The sequence below is a fragment of the Vibrio sp. T11.5 genome, from assembly GCF_027587155.1.
GTDB classification, from domain to species: Bacteria; Pseudomonadota; Gammaproteobacteria; order Enterobacterales; family Vibrionaceae; genus Vibrio; species Vibrio neptunius.
In genome coordinates this window covers 463,081-479,648 of sequence record NZ_JAPPTP010000001.1, presented here as the reverse complement: position 1 = coordinate 479,648, position 16,568 = coordinate 463,081, and the positions used below count along the sequence as shown (strand labels likewise).

The window sequence follows — 16,568 nt, the reverse complement described above, 5'->3', positions numbered from 1 at the left end:
ATTATGGGCGACCGATAGTGAGTGAAGATTAAATGACTCGCGAGAAAAACATTCGCGGGTGGCGATGCCTCTTTAATCGCCATATTTGCGCTGATATCGAGGCAACATACTTTCGTTGCCCAACACGCCTCCCTGATGCACATAGATAATGGTTTTGTCTCGGTGTTGCTCAGACCAAGATTGTAAACACTGCCACATCATAGGGTCGTAAAGCAGATCAAACTCCACATTGGTTTGTTCGAGAAGTTTACGCCAGATTTCATAATCTTGACGATAAAGTTTGCCAAAATGATGTTTGCTTTCCAGTTCGAGTATGTGCGGAAAATCGCGTTCACCGAGCTGCTTAAATTGCTCGATTAAGTAGTCTTTGCCGCCCACGCAAGGGCAGGTCAGGACTTGGATACCGTGCACATGGAGAAAACGGTGCAAATACAGTGCTGTGGTGCCCGTGCCGGATGGCAGCGCCACAACAAATTCTTTGCCTGTTTCGAAGCGACTCCAAGATAGGATTTCACGGCCAAGCTGCTCAATGCCCAATCTAGCGTCGGTGGAGCGGCCGCCTTCTTCAATGATGAGGCAGCGTGCATCTGGCTGGCGAATAGTATCAATGAATTGTGCTGGGTGAAGGTTGGATTCATTTACGGGGATGACACGCGCGCCCAGTTCGAGCGCGCCTCGATAGTTACCAATCGGTCTGTCGACTAACCACGGCGGAATACGGTCAACGTAATATTCAAGGGTCCAGCCTTTGATGGCGCATAGAGCGGCCAATGAGTAAAGTGAGTTGGCTTGCGCACTGCCATAGCTAATCAAAGTGGTCACCTCTGGGTAGCTTCTCTCTAACAGCGTCATGAACTTGCGAGCTTTATTGCCACTGAAATGGCTATGGAGCTGGTCGTCCCGTTTGAGGTAAAACGTGGTGCCGTTAAATTGGTGCTGGGTGATTGGTGTGTCGCAAAATTTCATCTGAATCGTTGGCCAGTAAAATGGGGGCCTATCTTACCTGATTTCGCCGCAAAAGCCTGAATATGGATCAAAACCGGATGCGAGCGACGCAGCCTCGGCTAGGGTGGTTTTCCAGTTCAAATGACCAGCCATAGCGCTGGCTCAGATCATCGACAATCAACAGCCCAAGTCCGTGTCCGTCAGCATTGGGGGTGTCGCTCAACCCCGGCCCATCGTCAATAATTACTAACTCCTGCTCGGAGACGTCGATAGTGATCGTCCCTTCTGTGGTGGCAGCGATCGCATTGCGGATCAAGTTACCCACAATCATGTTCATGACCGCAGGGGTTGCCCTGACACTAGGCAAGCCAGAAGTCATGAGCTGAATGGTGACATTTTTCTCGGTCGCCTGAACCGAATTGGCCTCGACAATCGATTCAAGCTCATTTTTTTCGATTACTCTTAGCGGCGCGTCATCGACATTTCTTTCGTAGCGAACGATGGAGAGCAGGGCATCGACCATAGTGGTCATTTGATTCGTCGCATCGTCAATGCGGCTGATTTGTCTTTGCTGAAATTCGCACGGTTCGGAACGAGTCAGCAGTTTGTTGGCCCCTTTGACTACCGTGAGTGGCGTGCGCAGTTCATGGCTGGCATAACGGGCAAAGGCTTGTTCGCGTTTGAGAGCAAGGTTGAGGTCTTGTCGGTATTGATTGAGCTGTTGTGTCAGGGTCTGAAATTCGTCGGCGGCCCCTTCACGTATGGTGAAGGCTTGTGTGGCGCTCCCGGAGTGGCTTTCCAACTGTTTGGCAATCTCGTTGACGGGCTCGATGAGCCGGGTTGATAACCGATAGAGCAAAGTACCGAACAGGAACATTAAAACTGAGACAAAAGAAATCACGATCACGCCGGAGTAGATGAATTCATCGGTGGCGAATTCAACTTGATCAATGAGAGACAATAGCACCACGACTTTCTTTTCACCCTGATCGGTGTAGTAGCCCTTGTAAACCATATGGCCGTTGGGGGACAAGGTGGAGCCAACTTCGCCTAGGTAAGTGTCATACGCATCGGTAACCTGACGATAAAAATCCGGGACTAACGATAAGTCGTTATACGCTCGGGTTAGGGCATCAATCTGTATTTCGCCGTCTTCACCCGCAATAAAGCGCGCTACGGCTTCGTCTCTATCAATCAAGATCCTGCGTTCACCGACTCTGTCTTCCGACCATTGGAGCGATAAGGTAAAAATGAGAAAAATGACCACGCCAATAATGCAGGAGAGGCTGGTGAAAAACAGCGCCAATCGACCGGTTAGCGTCTTGGTACTGGAGAGGAATCGGTTCAAGTTAGATGTCCTCTAAACGAAAGCCAATCTTGGGCAAGGTGGTCAACATCGGCTGAGCGAATGGTTTGTCGAGTTGATTACGTAGCTGATAGATGTGGCTGCGCAACACGTCATGGTTCGGCTCTTTTTCTTGCCAGAGCTTTTCAGAGATCTCCTGTCTAGTGAGGATCTCAGGTGCTTTGAGGCACAGTGCCTCAAGAATGGTATAGGTGGTTGGGTTGAGGGCGAGTAACTTGCCTTCACGAAAGGCCTGACGCGTTTTTTGATCGACCTTCAGGCTGCCAAAGCTCAGGACTGTGTTGGCGACTTGGCCACGGTAGCGCTTGACTAGGGCGTGCATGCGGGCTTCCAGAATGTCCAAATCAAACGGTTTGGTGAGGTAATCATCGGCACCGTGTTCAAACCCTTTCAGCATGTCCTCGCGATTGTCTAGGGCGGTGAGCATCAATACTGGGGTGTTGTTACCCGCCTCACGGAGTCTGTTGCACACGGTCAGGCCATCCATTCTGGGTAGCATCAAGTCCAATAAAATTAGGTCAAAATTGCCACTGAGGGCCAGTTGCAAACCCAGCTCACCATTGTCTGCGTAGTCAAGCTCCATGCCGATACTTTCGAAGTAATCAAACAGAATACCGGCGACTTCCCGGTTGTCTTCAACCAATAAAATTTTGTTCATGCAATGGCTCTCTATTTCTATCGCCCTATGACAGCAAAACCGACGTGGAAAAAACGTGAACAACATTGTTTTCACGTTGCGATTGGTAACCTAGCAAAACGTCGCAAAGGCTGAGCGTCAAGATGAGTGAAATCATCGTCTCAGCCTTGTTTAAATAAACAATACGTATAGTGAAGCATCTCATGGTACGTATGCAACTAGAGTGAGTCTTTCTATGGGGCTAGTCACTTCGGTACCAAATAAACTAACAGCGGTGACAGTATCGGTTATTGTTCCTTACTACAACGAAGCGGAGGTATTACCTGAGCTACACCAAAGGTTAACTCAGGTGTTGAACTCGCTGTCTGAGAGCTGTGAAATTATCTATGTGGACGATGGTAGCAGCGACCACAGTTTGTCGTTGGTTGAATCGTTTAGTGCGCAAAGCACCACCATCCGCAGCATTGGGCTAAGTCGTAACTTCGGCAAAGAGGCGGCTATGAGCGCAGGTCTTGAGCATAGCCGAGGACTGGCGATGATACTGATTGACGCCGATCTGCAAGATCCGCCGGAGTTGATCCCTCAGATGCTGGTTAAGTGGCGAGAAGGCTACGATGTGGTCAACATGCAGCGTACCGAAAGGCGAGGGGAAAGCTGGTTAAAGCGGACTTCTGCCGCGGCGTTTTACCGTTTGCTGAATACATTGGTCAAGTCGGACATTCCTGAAAATGTCGGTGACTTTAGGCTGTTGAGCAGAGAGGTGGTGGATCACATTAATCAACTGCCAGAGCGCAATCGCTACATGAAGGGGCTCTTTGTTTGGCCGGGTTTTAAACAAGCGACACTGCCTTTTCAACGAGAAGCACGCCGCTGCGGTGAAAGCAAATGGAATTACCTCAAACTGCTTGGTCTTGCAGTGGACGGCATCACTTCTTTCTCGATCAAACCATTGCGCTTGGCCACCTTGTTTGGTGCTTTTATTGCGGCAAGTGCGTTCGGCTATGGGGCCTTTATTATGTTTAAAACCTTGGTATTTGGTGAAGTGGTCACCGGCTACCCGTCAATGATGGTGGTTCAGCTTGCACTAGGCGGGATCCAGTTGTTGTGTCTTGGTGTGCTCGGCGAATACATCGGCCGCATTTTTATTGAATCCAAAGGGCGGCCACTGTATTTGGTTCAATCCGTCAATGAGAAGCCAGCTACCACTCAACAGCCAGCCTTGGAGAAACGCGCGTGAGTATCAACCGAGTCCACTTATGGGCACTGCTAGGCGTTGCGTTACTGATTCGCTTGCTGAGTTTAGGCGCGTATCCGTTGATGGATACAACAGAAGCGCGCTACGGCGAAATGGCGCGTCTGATGATTGAAACCAATAACTGGATCACGCCACAGTTTGATTATGGGGTGCCTTTTTGGGGCAAGCCGCCGCTATTTACTTGGCTAAGTGCTGGCGGTATCGAATTGTTTGGTATCAATGAATTTGCGGTGCGCGCGCCACACTGGTTAGCTGGAGTGATGGTGATTGCCTTGATGGCGTATTTTGCTAATCGGCAAGGGCTTAGTGGTTTGATCACGGCGGTGGTGTTAGCGACCTGCGGTATTTTTTCTGTTGCGGCGGGCGCGGTTATGACGGATATGGCGCTGACATTAGGGCTGTCGCTGGCGATGATCGGCTTTTACTTCTGTTGGCAAGGGGCCAGAGTGTGGGGGTATGTCGGTTTTGTGGGCTTGGCGATCGGGTTACTGGCTAAAGGGCCGCTAGTGCTTGTTTTGATGGGTTTGGCCGTTGTGCCATGGTTGTTATTGCAGCATGGTGCACGAGGGGCATTGGCTGTGCTTTGGCAACGTTTTCCACTCTTGGGCGGCACGGTTGTAATGTTGGCTCTCGCATTGCCATGGTATGTCGCGGCTGAAGCGGCCACGCCAGGTTTTCTCGATTACTTTATTGTTGGTGAACATTTTCACCGTTTTCTTGTCAGCGGCTGGCAGGGAGATCTCTATGGCACGGCACACGATGAACCGAGAGGTACCATCTGGCTGTTCTGGCTCTATTCGGCCGCGCCATGGTCGTTGGTATTGCCTGTTGCTCTGTTCTTAAAACGCAAAGCGCTGGGGCGAGACATCGAACTCAAACAGGGCATCATCAGTTTTCTTGTGTTCTGGATGCTGTCACCTCTGTTGTTGTTTACTTTTTCAGGCAACATACTCCCTGCGTATGTGTTACCGGGTGTACCTGCGATCGGCATGCTAATGGCGATCGTGCTCTCGGATGCGCGAGAGGACACGAAGTGGTTCAAAGTAACGGCGGGTATTTTGCCCTGTTTGTTGATTGCCGCTGTAATTTATATCCAGTTGGGAGTGGGGGAGCGCAAAAGTGACAAGGTCATTTTTCGCAATGCCGACCCTCAGATCACCACGTATTACGTTGGCAATCGGCCATTTTCGGGCCAGTTCTATAGTCAGGGCAAGGCGAAAAAGCTCACAGACAGTTCGCTGTTGGATGGTTTAAACAAAGTGCAGTTGATCGGCGAGAAAAGCCAAGTAGAGCCGCTGGTCAAGGCAAATAAGCTCAGTTGCTCGATAGATTTTGTGGCACAAAGCAAACGAGCTTTGTATCGCTGTGCGCGACATTGATGATGAGCAAATTGTGGCGCTTTGCGGTTGTTGGAGGTGTTGGCTTTGCCGTCGACGCCTCTCTGTTTGCTTTATTCTTCTATGGCATCGGGTGGCCGATACTGGGGGCGCGTGTGGTGTCTTTTTTCTTCGCGGCCACAGTCACTTGGTTTGGCAACCGAGTCTTTACCTTTACACATCAACAAACCACTAGGAAGTTCTCGCAATGGCTTAAATTCGTCGGATGCGCGACGTTGTCCGCTGTGCCTAATGTCGGAGTATTCAAACTGACGAAGTATTATTGTGGCAGTGACGGCATGTTGGCGATGCTGGCTTTAGCCCTTGGTGTGTTGGCTGGCATGGTGAGTAACTTTGCGTTCTGTCATTGCTGGGTGTTTGGTCAACAATCTCTTCCACGCACAGAGTCTCAGTGACGAATAAAAAAAGCCCAGAGCAATCGCGCTCTGGGCTGATACAAAACATAGGAGTTAATGAAGAAAAAGCAGCGTAAATTAGTAGCGTCAGTCAAGAAAACAAGTGTTACGGCCTGTAAACTTAAGAAGGCTCTGCTAACTACACTTATTGAGACCCACCGAATTCAAATCAGTTCCATAGTTGGCAAAATTTTTTTAATTTTTTCTTCAAAGGCTTATCTCGCACAATTTGCAATCTGGTCGGACCAATCTTCAAAAATGTGATGTTAAAAACTTGTTGGTTATTTGTTTCGGATGTATATTTCAAACAGATGTTTAATACGAGCGATTGAAATGTCGATGAGAAATACGACCAAAGAGAAAATCCTAGATGTTGCGGAAGCTCTGTTTGCAGAACATGGTTTCAACGACACCTCACTGCGTACGATTACCAGTAAAGCGGGCGTTAACCTCGCGTCGGTGAACTATCACTTTGGTGATAAGAAAACACTGGTACGTGCTGTATTGAACCGCTATCTCGAAGCCTTTATGCCAGCGGTTCAAGATGCCTTGATCACTCTCAACCTCAACGAAAGTTACAAAATGGCGGATGTGTTTGAATCGCTAAGAGGGCCGCTGCGCGCACTGAATGATGTCAGACCAAATGGGACCAGTCGCTTTATGTTGCTGATTGGCCGCGGATACACCGATGTTCAAGGCCATTTGCGCTGGTTTATTACCACTCGTTATCAAGAGACGTTGACTTTGTTTACCCAATCCGTGACCAAAGCCAACCCTAAGTTGACTCAGGAAGAGTTGTTTTGGCGACTTCATTTTACGTTAGGTACGTGTGTATTCACCATGGCCTCGAGTCAAGCTCTGATGGACATTGCAGAAAATTCATTCGGGCAGCCGGTCGACGCTAAGTCTATTGTCGATCAGCTTATCCCATATTTAGCCGCAGGTGTTGCGGCTGAGTAATAGAACAAACGAAATATAAAACAAATATAAATTGGACCACCAACAGTGAACAAAAGGATCTGATTATGGGCTCTCTACGCAGAAAATGGGTCAGTGACCCAGCTTTCAAAATGTTTAAAAAAGTACTGCCACCACTTTCCAGCACTGAGAAGGAAGCAATGGAAGCTGGCAGTGTTTGGTGGGATGGGGAGCTGTTTTCAGGTCGCCCAGACTTCACTAAGCTGCACAAATATCCAACCCCTACGTTGAGCGCGGAAGAGCAGTCCTTCGTAGACAACGAGTTGGAGACGCTACTTAGCATGTTAGACGACCAAAAAATCGTCAAACAAGACCGCGACTTGCCAGCTGAAGTTTGGCAATACTTGCGTAAAGAGCGCTTCTTCTCATTGATCATTTCCAAAGAGTACGGTGGTCGAGAATTTTCGGCGCTAGCTAACTCTACCATTGTGACTCGTATTGCGACTCGCAGTATCAGTGCGGCGGTTTCTGTTATGGTGCCTAACTCTTTGGGCCCAGGTGAACTGCTGTCTCACTATGGTACTCAGGAGCAAAAAGATTATTGGTTGCCGCGCTTGGCGAACGGTACAGACATTCCGTGTTTTGCCTTGACGGGCCCTGAAGCGGGTTCTGATGCAGGCGGCATTCCAGATGATGGTGTGGTTTGTTATGGCGAGCACGAAGGCAAAGAAGTACTAGGTATTCGCCTTAACTGGAACAAGCGTTATATCACGCTGGCGCCAGTAGCTACGGTACTTGGCCTTGCCTTTAAGATGTACGACCCAGAGGGTTTGATCGGTGATAAGAAAGAGTTAGGCATTACTTGTGCGCTTATCCCTGCTGATCATGAAGGTGTTGAGATTGGTGAGCGTCATGACCCACTAGGTCTTGCGTTTATGAACGGTCCAACACGTGGTAAAGATGTGTTCATCCCAATGGAATGGCTGATCGGTGGTCAAGAGTACGCTGGTAAAGGTTGGCGTATGCTGGTGGAATGTCTGTCTGCAGGTCGGGGTATTTCTCTACCGGCATTAGGCACGGCAATCGGCCACCTAACGTCACGCACCACGGGGGCTTATGCCTATGTTCGTAAACAATTTGGCATGTCGATTGGTAAGTTTGAAGGGGTGGCAGAAGCCATGGGCCGGATCGGTGGTCTAACTTACTTACTGGAAGCGACCCGCACGCTCACGACAACATCACTCGATCTGAAAGAGAAGCCGGGCATAGTCACAGCCATTGCCAAGTATCATATGACTGAAATGGCGCGTACTATCCTTAATGATTCAATGGACATCCATTCGGGTCGTGCGATTCAAGATGGCCCAATGAACTATTTGGCGTCGCCTTACTTAGGGATTCCTGTTGCGATTACAGTGGAAGGGGCCAACATTCTGACCCGTAACCTGATGATCTTCGGTCAAGGTGCGACTCGCTGTCACCCTTATGTACTTAAGGAGATGGAAGCCGCCGCTAACCCAGATCAAAATCAAGGTGCCAAAGAGTTTGATGACTTGTTGTTTAAGCATATTGGCCATGCGACTAAAAACACCTTGGGTGCGTTCGGTGCTGCTTTGACAGGGTCACGTTTTATCAAAGCAGACATGAGTGGTCCAACTCAGCACTACTACAAAGATCTGACTCGTCTAAGCCGCGCGTTAGCCGTGAGTGCAGATATCGCGATGGCAACACTCGGTGGCGATCTGAAACGAAAAGAAATGATCTCTGCGCGCCTAGGTGATGTGTTGGCTTACCTTTACATGGGATCAGCGGCACTGAAGAAATACGAAGACGAAGGACGTCAGCAGCAAGATCTTGATTTCGTTCACTACTCGGTTCAGCACTGTCTGCATAACGCGGCCAAGGCGCTTCAAGAAGCGTTTTCTAACTACCCGCAAAAAGCGGTGGGTGGCCTGCTGAAAGTGTTGATCTTCCCATTGGGGAATCATTTCGCTAAACCAAGCGACACGCTCACTGTGAAGTTGGCCGAAAGCCTAATGACACCGGGCGCTCATCGAGATCGTTTAACGCACCTTTGCTACATCGGTAAAGCCGAAGACGACAGCGTTGGCCTGATGGAAAATGCTTTCCTTGCGATGTATGGCGTACAGAGTTTAGAACGTAAACTGATGCGAGCGGCGAAAGACGGTAAAGTGGCTCGTAAAGGCCTGCTCAAAGATCGTCTGGCTCAAGCGCTGGAAGCGGATGTACTAACGCAGGATGAAGTCGACCAAATCCTAGCTGCAGACGCGCTGCGTTACAAAGCGATTCAAGTTGATGACTTTAGCCATGATTTCAGCGAAGTAAGAACTGGTACCGATCGCTCAAAGCCGAAGCTCGATAGCGTGGCTTAAGTTGGAATAATCTGTATTTAGTAAAGGCACCTTCACGGTGCCTTTCTTTTTGCTCGAAATCTAAAACTGGTATGAAACAGCTCCAACCACTTGCATTTTGCCGACATTTTTACAGAAATTAGATGCGAACTGGCCTTGAACCTTTTATCCTAGCGGGGTTTTGTAAAGGAAGTTGAATATGATCATCAAACCTAGAATTCGTGGATTTATCTGTACGACAACGCACCCTGTGGGTTGTGAAGCTAACGTAAAAGAACAAATTGCTTACACAAAAGCACAAGGCCCAATTAAAAATGCGCCTAAGCGTGTTCTTGTGGTTGGTGCTTCAAGTGGCTACGGTCTATCTTCTCGTATCGCTGCGGCATTTGGTGGCGGCGCTTCAACTATCGGTGTGTTCTTCGAAAAAGAAGGCACAGAGAAAAAGCCAGGCACTGCAGGTTTCTATAACTCCGTTGCCTTTGAAAAGCTTGCTCGTGAAGAAGGCCTTTATGCAAAGAGCCTTAATGGCGATGCTTTCTCTAACGAAGCGAAGCAAAAAACCATCGACCTAATTAAACAAGACTTGGGTCAAATCGATATGGTGGTTTACTCACTGGCTTCTCCAGTACGTAAAATGCCGGAAACAGGTGAAGTGATTCGCTCTTCGCTTAAGCCAATTGGTGAGACTTACACTTCGACAGCGGTAGACACCAATAAAGATGTGATTATCGAAGCTAGCGTTGAGCCTGCTACTGAAGAAGAGATCAAAGACACTGTCACGGTAATGGGCGGTGAAGATTGGGAACTATGGATCAACGCGCTTTCAGAAGCTGGCGTTCTAGCTGAAGGCTGTAAGACAGTGGCCTACAGCTACATCGGTACTGAGCTGACATGGCCAATCTATTGGGATGGTGCGCTAGGTAAAGCTAAGATGGACCTAGACCGTGCGGCAGCAGCGCTAAACGAGAAGCTATCGGCAACGGGCGGAACAGCAAACGTTGCGGTATTGAAGTCTGTTGTGACTCAAGCCAGTTCAGCGATTCCTGTTATGCCGCTTTACATCGCGATGGTATTTAAGAAAATGCGCGAACAAGGTGTACACGAAGGGTGTATGGAACAAATCTTCCGCATGTTCAGCCAGCGCTTGTATAAAGAAGATGGCACTGCACCTGAAGTGGATGACAAAAATCGCCTACGCCTAGACGACTGGGAACTGCGTGATGATATCCAGCAGTACTGTCGTGAGCTATGGCCACAAATTACATCTGAGAACCTGAAAGAACTGACAGACTATGTTGAGTACAAAGAAGAGTTCTTGAAGCTGTTTGGTTTTGGTGCTGAAGGTGTCGATTATGACGCGGACGTTAACCCAGACTACAAAGCAGACTTTATTGCTATCTAATTGATGGCACTCAGTGAGTCACGTAATCCGGAGCCTTGGCTCCGGATTTTTTTTGCGCCGCGATGTGTGGCTATGGGTAGTCATCATGGGTTGCGCCAAACTCGCAAAAGCATGACCCTTGTCAACATTCTTTAGTCTTGAACTTGTACTAAATAATATAATTATTTAGCATAAAAAAGTGCTCCATTATTGCTCTTCTTCACTTAAACGCACTCGGTGTTAAGTTTGTGTAGCAATAGCGGCAAGGTGCATACAGCCTCTATCCCCTTGTCAAAGGTCCGCCTAATCCGATAGTGTGAACTCGTTCGAAAAATCACAGTTATCTGCGTACGGCAAACCGTGCTTTTCACTACTAATACGCTCTCCTTAGTTACCCTTTTAGACCAAAACACTGATAATTTGGTGAATTTGTCGGTTTTTCTTCGCGCTAACACCTTACTTTCGCCCAGTGATACCTCACTCACTATTTGTTACCGTTCTGCTGTTTGATATGCATATAAGTTTATTGTCCGCAATCGCTTATGGTCACAAGAGTGAAACTGTATGGCTAATGATGTTGAGTTTACCTTTGAAGTTTCTGGTGTGTTAACCAGGTTCAAAGTTGAAAGTTTTTGTGTCAAGGAAGCCCTGTCCACCGCGTTTGAAATCAGCCTCACGGTGTTATCAGAGAGCAATGACATTACCTTTGAAACGCTGAGCAGGAAAAACGGCGTGCTGAGTTTGTTTGGTCAAGGTCTCGCGACAGCTCGGCAGTTTAACGGCTGCATTTCAGCGCTGAGCTATTTGGGCACGGGTCGGCGTTACTCTCGCTATCAGATAACCCTAGTCCCGCAGCTGTGGTTTTTGACCTATCGCCAAGACTGCCGAATTTTTCAACACCAAACGGCGCCAGATATCATTCGCCATGTCTTTGATGACGCCGGAATGAGCGATTATCGCTTTGAACTGACGGGGCAGTACCAAGCAAAAGACTACGTGTTGCAATACCGTGAAAGTGATCATAAGTTTGTCGAGCGCCTGCTGGCAGAACATGGCTTGTGGTTCTACTTTGAGCACAGCGATAGCGCGCATACCATGGTGATTGTAGACAGCAATGATGCCATTCCAGAACTGGTGAGCACGCATCAGAACGGCTCTTACCTTGGGCCTTTGATGTTTCACGCTCAAGGCGGCGGTGTTGCCGACCGAGAACACATTTTCGATTTAGCGCAAGTTCACCGTGCTTTGACAGGGCATGTGAGCTACAACGACTACAACTACCTGACCCCAAAGGTTCCTCAAGGCCAAGAGTCGGGGGACGTTGCCAACAGCGACTTACAACTCTACGACTACCCAGGACGCTACACGGCGCCCGAGATTGGCGCTCTGCGCAGCAACGAGTGGATGTCACAATACATCGTAGAGAGCCACCAAGTTTACGCCTCCAGCAATATTATGCGCTTAGCATCAGGGACTGGCTTTGAGATAGGTGAGTACCCTCGTGCGGCGGTCAATCGTGATTATTTGATGCTCTCTGTGATGCACTTTGGAGAAAACCCTCGCGTCCACGAAGAAGAAGGGTCGGACGCGCCTACCCAATACCGCAATCAATTCGTCTGCTTGCCGCGTGATGTGACTTATCGGGTGAAGAAAATCGCTCCGCCGGTGGTTGAAGGGCCGCATACCGCGGTGGTGGTTGGCCCTGCGGGCGAAGAAATTTATACCGACGAACTGGGGCGAATTAAAGTCCAATTTCACTGGGACCGTTACGGAAAAAATGATGAACGCAGTTCATGTTGGCTGCGCGTCAGTCAATCGATGGCTGCCCCAAGCTGGGGGGCAGTATACCTGCCGCGAATTGGTCACGAAGTAGTGGTGACCTTCTTAGAAGGTGACCCCGATAGGCCGCTGGTGACAGGCGCCGTCTACAACGGCTTGCACTTACCGCCTTATTCCTTGCCAGAACACAAAACGCGCACCGTTTTTCGCACTCAAAGCCACAAAGCAGAAGGCCATAACGAGCTCTATTTCGAAGACGAAAATAACCAAGAAAGGGTGTATCTGCGTGCTCAGAAGGACATGAGAACCAAGGTACTCAACAATCGCTATCGAGATATTGGTAACGATGAAGAGTTAGTGGTTGGCAACCTGCAAGAAAACGTGGTTCACGGTGATCGCAAAGAGGAGATTGATGGTCACAAAACCTCGGTGACCAAGCAGACCTTCATGGAGCGAGTCGAACAAGATGTTACGGTGACCTACAACGCCAACGAAGCGGTCTCACTCGCGCACAATCGTGATTGGTATGTTGATGATAATCGCCGCACTCAGATAGGCAAAAATGACACCCTAGAGGTAGGGGAAGACCAATCCAGTGTCATCTTGGATTCGCGTGCTCAGGACATTGGTGGCGATGACTCATTAACGGTTGGCAACCACCTCAGTGTTGAAGTCAACGGCAATACCTCGGTTCGCTCTGAGGGCAGCACCGCCATCGTTGCGGCGGATGAAATCAAAGTACAAGTGGGCGCATCAAGCTTAGTGCTCAAAAGCAGCGGAGCGATCCACCTTAACGGAACGGCGATCACCATTGATGGGGCGAGCGATGTTAAGGCCATGGGGGGCAAGGTCAATATTAACGACAGTGCTGCCGTAGGCAGTCAAGTCGGTGTGACAACGCGCAGACCGAAAAAGCCGTCTCTTGCCAAGAAGCCGCGGCCCGAAATGTCTCCCGCCTCTTATGCAGGATTGGTGGAAGAAGGCAATTTAATGATGGAACTATGTCAATGTGGGAGTGGTAAAACATGTCAATTACACAGCTAGCGCCAGAGTGGAATATCAATAGTGTCTCTCCAGTGTCGACCGTATCAGAACAACGGATATATGCCCTTATTGAGCCTTTGCTGTGGCCCGATTTTCAATCAGTGCTGGCGGATAACGAGTCGGAGGCCTTATTTGATAGAACCCGTTTTGCATCGGTGACTAATGGTCCTCAACTGGTTCATTTGGGTCAAGAGCTCAAAAAGGTTGAAGCGCTACAGCGTCATTTTGAATCAGCGCCTGCTGGTTGTTTAATGATGACTCCTGATCATGTTGGCCTTCACGCTCTCGCCGAATCATTAAGAAGCCGCGTAACCGTCACCTACAATCAAGCGGCTACGGTGTTGCGTTTTTACGAACCTCGGAAGTTGGTAATGTTCTTGGGCGCTCTCTCGACTGAGCAACGTCAACAGTTTTTCCCTCGACTAAACCGAATCGATTGGTATGACAAGCAATGGCTTTCGGCGCAATGGCCAGCTGGAGACGCTCAAAGCCCACTCACTAACTGGGTAGTAGAAGAAAACCAAGTTCAAACCATGACTATGATTGCCAACCAATGGCAGGGAGTATCCGTCTGATGAGCCTCAGCTATACCGTCCAAGCCGGTGATACACTGTTAAAAGTCGCAGTAGAAAAGAATGTCGATTTTGCCACCTTGCTGGATCTAAATCCTCGTTATCAGTCCAATCCAGACCTCATTCACATCGGCGATACACTGGTGTTACCAAAAGACAAAGAGGCCGAGCCGATTGAGCCTAGCTATCCCGTAGAGCCTGTCTCAGAAGTTCGAGAACTGCAGGACAACCAGCCGCTGATTTCACCTCCTTTGTGTCAACCGATTGATGTACATGACGTCATTTTCCTCACCGGAGATGGCCCATTAGAATACTGGTTACTTGATGAAAAAGCGGCGTTAGAACTAGAGAAAGAAAGCCAGCAGACCGACCTGCTGCTCAACAACTATAAAACCCTTCTGGCTAAAGTACCTCAGGGTGACACAGCGACGCCTGAAGCCTTGGAGTTACATGCTCGCGAGAAGGAAGCATGGCTTAAAGATGCTCAGTATGCCGGTATGTTTGCCACTGCGGGCACGACTCAAAGCCGTGCGACCAAGCGTGTTGCACAAGTCGCCGCCGCTAAACCGTTGGCCAATTCAAATCAAGCCAGAGTGAACAGTGAACTCAAATTACTGAGGGATCGGCAGCGGTTTGTAGAAAATTATCGTAATCGTTGGTTTGCTGAAAGTTCTATGGAGGTGCTGCGACAGCAAGTCTTAGCGGAAATTGAAAGTGATATTCAGTCTTACACGGCATTGGAAACCAAATCCGCACAGGCCAAACCTCCCGTGCTCACCACTAAACTGGGCGTGCCGTTAAAAAACTTGAACAGCGATGGAAAACGATTGACCACACGTCGGATCAGTAGGCATGTGGTGGAATCCTATTCGGTTAAGCACAGTAAATTTGTTTACATGCGCTCAAAATTTTTCGAGCGGGAGGAAAGGCGCTGGCAGCGTAATTATCATCACACCTCCGCGATGAAAGCTCTAGAGCAAAGAGATTTTAAAGGTTTCGGCAAAGCCATCGCTAAAGACATCCTTGAGGATAACAAGTCACTCAAGATTCAGAATAAATTGGCTGGATGGACAGCAGAGGGAGGAAAATTCGTTGAATGGAAAGCGACTCAGCCATACCTCAATGATGAGGGGGAAACGGTGTTCGCAGTCAGCGCAGAGGCGCAGCTGTTTCGCTGGGGAGCCCAAGCAAGTGTGGCTACCACGTTCGAGCCGAGCAAAGGTAAAATTGATTTGGGCGTCGGGGCAGACGCCAGCGTGTCATTAGCCGAAGCCAAAGCGGAAGCCCATCTGTTCTTACCTTGTGAAGCGGGTTATCCGATTAAGCTGACTTACCGCGACGCCAAGGGCAAAGATGCCACTTACTCGTTCGGTAGCTTTCGATTCAAAGGAACCGTTTCTGTGGGGTGTTTTGCTGGGGTAGCCGTCGGTGCCAGCGCTCAAGTGGGTCAGGCAGAAGAGGAAAATGGCAGCAGTGTTGGGGTAATGTTTACACCACATGTCGATCTTTCCAAAGGACCGAAGGGGGAAATTGGCCTACGTGCACAAGGCTTTGCTGGCCTTCAAGCGAGCGGGCAGTTGGCAGGGTCGATGGAATGGAAAGCACCTGAAGAAGACAAACCTACCACTTTTAAAGTGCTCTTAAAGCTGAGTGCCTCGGGCAATATCGCAGCCGGGGCTGGATTCGGTGCAGATTTTCAGCTCTCACTCGCGGGTGGAAAATTTTATTTAAAATGTTCAGGTCAGTTGGTTTGGGGGGCTGGCGGCGGGGGCGGTTTCGGTGCCCTTATCGACATGGTGCAGTTGTGGGAGTTGGCCAAAGTTATTTTCCGAGGGCTTCAATATGTTGACTATCGAGTACTCGCTAACCTAAATAAATTAGCCTACGACTACCTTTTGGACTGTACACTGGTGGCGTTCACCAGAGAGTTGATTGATTCTCCTGCTCAAACATTGGAAAGTGTTGTCCAAGCGGGTGAGAAACAGGTTATGAAATGGAAGCTGAAGCTTGACAATATTAGTGATCGAAAGAAAAAGGCCAATGCGCTGGCCAAACATATTTTAGATAGCAGTACTATGTCAGGTATGTCATTTGACTCGATTTTGCCAGAGGCGATAGGGGTAATGTTAGACACTCTAGTGGAGGAGTTTTTGCTGAGCTTTAATGAGCTGCAGGAGCAGGCGATCTGTAAACTGCTTAAAGAGAGCACCTATAGCTGGCATAAGTTTGAAGAGATTTTGCAGCGAATGAACAGTGCTGGGCAAAAACAGACGGGTGATAAAGTGATGTTTGATAACCTTGACCGCATTAATGCTATTTTGGATGAAGCCCAGCAACGAATGTTTAACCGCTGGGTGACTCAATTGGCGCACAAAAACAGGCTGACTGATAACGCAGACCCTTATCTTCCCGTTTCTGGTGAGCAATTGTCACGAAAACGCGCCCAGATAATGGCTCGTAGTGATGAGTATTTACCTTACCGATAATCACAAATAGGCCCGCTAGGG

At 48.9% G+C, this 16,568-nt stretch carries 12 protein-coding genes; 9 read left to right on the top strand and 3 right to left on the bottom strand.

The window, feature by feature from the left end:
• Positions 1 to 72: 72 nt before the first annotated feature.
• The 3 genes from OH455_RS02235 to OH455_RS02225 all read right to left on the bottom strand — a co-directional run bounded on the left by OH455_RS02235 (position 73) and on the right by OH455_RS02225 (position 2,969).
• Positions 73 to 966, bottom strand: coding sequence for a pyridoxal-phosphate dependent enzyme (locus tag OH455_RS02235; RefSeq protein ID WP_269980183.1), 894 nt, complete (start codon positions 964 to 966; stop codon positions 73 to 75).
• Positions 967 to 1,033: 67 nt separating this feature from the next.
• Positions 1,034 to 2,293 carry a sensor histidine kinase gene (locus OH455_RS02230; protein ID WP_269980182.1) on the bottom strand — a complete coding sequence of 420 codons (1,260 nt, stop codon included), beginning with the start codon at positions 2,291 to 2,293 and terminating at the stop codon, positions 1,034 to 1,036.
• Position 2,294: 1 nt separating this feature from the next.
• Positions 2,295 to 2,969 (bottom strand): response regulator transcription factor, encoded by a 675-nt coding sequence (locus OH455_RS02225; RefSeq protein ID WP_269980181.1) that lies wholly within the window; start codon positions 2,967 to 2,969, stop codon positions 2,295 to 2,297.
• A gap of 214 nt (positions 2,970 to 3,183) precedes the next feature.
• Here OH455_RS02225 and OH455_RS02220 point away from each other — a divergent pair, with 214 nt between their 5' ends.
• The 9 genes from OH455_RS02220 to OH455_RS02180 all read left to right on the top strand — a co-directional run bounded on the left by OH455_RS02220 (position 3,184) and on the right by OH455_RS02180 (position 16,547).
• Entirely contained in the window at positions 3,184 to 4,185 is a 1,002-nt protein-coding gene (locus OH455_RS02220) for a glycosyltransferase family 2 protein (protein WP_269980180.1), read from the top strand.
• Positions 4,182 to 5,582: an ArnT family glycosyltransferase gene (locus OH455_RS02215; RefSeq protein ID WP_269980179.1), complete on the top strand. Its 1,401-nt coding sequence runs from the start codon at positions 4,182 to 4,184 to the stop codon at positions 5,580 to 5,582. The genes OH455_RS02220 and OH455_RS02215 overlap by 4 nt, the downstream gene beginning before the upstream one ends.
• Positions 5,582 to 5,995: a GtrA family protein gene (locus OH455_RS02210; RefSeq protein ID WP_269980178.1), complete on the top strand. Its 414-nt coding sequence runs from the start codon at positions 5,582 to 5,584 to the stop codon at positions 5,993 to 5,995. The genes OH455_RS02215 and OH455_RS02210 overlap by 1 nt, the downstream gene beginning before the upstream one ends.
• Positions 5,996 to 6,328: 333 nt before the next feature.
• The gene (locus OH455_RS02205) at positions 6,329 to 6,955 is read left to right on the top strand and encodes a TetR/AcrR family transcriptional regulator (RefSeq protein ID WP_206369033.1); all 627 of its coding nucleotides are present in this window, start codon (positions 6,329 to 6,331) and stop codon (positions 6,953 to 6,955) included.
• 65 nt (positions 6,956 to 7,020) lie between these two features.
• Positions 7,021 to 9,306 carry an acyl-CoA dehydrogenase gene (locus OH455_RS02200; RefSeq protein WP_269980177.1) on the top strand — a complete coding sequence of 762 codons (2,286 nt, stop codon included), beginning with the start codon at positions 7,021 to 7,023 and terminating at the stop codon, positions 9,304 to 9,306.
• 178 nt (positions 9,307 to 9,484) lie between these two features.
• Positions 9,485 to 10,687 carry an enoyl-ACP reductase FabV gene (gene fabV, locus OH455_RS02195; protein WP_269980176.1) on the top strand — a complete coding sequence of 401 codons (1,203 nt, stop codon included), beginning with the start codon at positions 9,485 to 9,487 and terminating at the stop codon, positions 10,685 to 10,687.
• 543 nt (positions 10,688 to 11,230) lie between these two features.
• Complete coding sequence (gene tssI / locus OH455_RS02190; RefSeq protein ID WP_269980175.1) at positions 11,231 to 13,489, top strand: type VI secretion system tip protein TssI/VgrG; 2,259 nt, start codon at positions 11,231 to 11,233, stop codon at positions 13,487 to 13,489.
• Complete coding sequence (locus OH455_RS02185) at positions 13,471 to 14,064, top strand: DUF4123 domain-containing protein (protein WP_269980174.1); 594 nt, start codon at positions 13,471 to 13,473, stop codon at positions 14,062 to 14,064. Before tssI ends, OH455_RS02185 begins: the two co-directional genes overlap by 19 nt.
• Positions 14,064 to 16,547, top strand: a complete 2,484-nt coding sequence (locus OH455_RS02180; protein ID WP_269980173.1) for a LysM peptidoglycan-binding domain-containing protein — start codon at positions 14,064 to 14,066, stop codon at positions 16,545 to 16,547. Before OH455_RS02185 ends, OH455_RS02180 begins: the two co-directional genes overlap by 1 nt.
• Positions 16,548 to 16,568: the final 21 nt, after the last annotated feature.

Coding starts and splice junctions, on each gene's coding strand:
- OH455_RS02185 (WP_269980174.1), top strand. CDS start 13,471: ATGTCAATTACACAGCTAGCGCCAGAGTGGAATATCAATAGTGTCTCT.
- tssI (WP_269980175.1), top strand. CDS start 11,231: ATGGCTAATGATGTTGAGTTTACCTTTGAAGTTTCTGGTGTGTTAACC.
- OH455_RS02220 (WP_269980180.1), top strand. CDS start 3,184: ATGGGGCTAGTCACTTCGGTACCAAATAAACTAACAGCGGTGACAGTA.
- OH455_RS02205 (WP_206369033.1), top strand. CDS start 6,329: ATGTCGATGAGAAATACGACCAAAGAGAAAATCCTAGATGTTGCGGAA.
- fabV (WP_269980176.1), top strand. CDS start 9,485: ATGATCATCAAACCTAGAATTCGTGGATTTATCTGTACGACAACGCAC.
- OH455_RS02180 (WP_269980173.1), top strand. CDS start 14,064: ATGAGCCTCAGCTATACCGTCCAAGCCGGTGATACACTGTTAAAAGTC.
- OH455_RS02210 (WP_269980178.1), top strand. CDS start 5,582: ATGATGAGCAAATTGTGGCGCTTTGCGGTTGTTGGAGGTGTTGGCTTT.
- OH455_RS02235 (WP_269980183.1), bottom strand. CDS start 966: ATGAAATTTTGCGACACACCAATCACCCAGCACCAATTTAACGGCACC.
- OH455_RS02225 (WP_269980181.1), bottom strand. CDS start 2,969: ATGAACAAAATTTTATTGGTTGAAGACAACCGGGAAGTCGCCGGTATT.
- OH455_RS02200 (WP_269980177.1), top strand. CDS start 7,021: ATGGGCTCTCTACGCAGAAAATGGGTCAGTGACCCAGCTTTCAAAATG.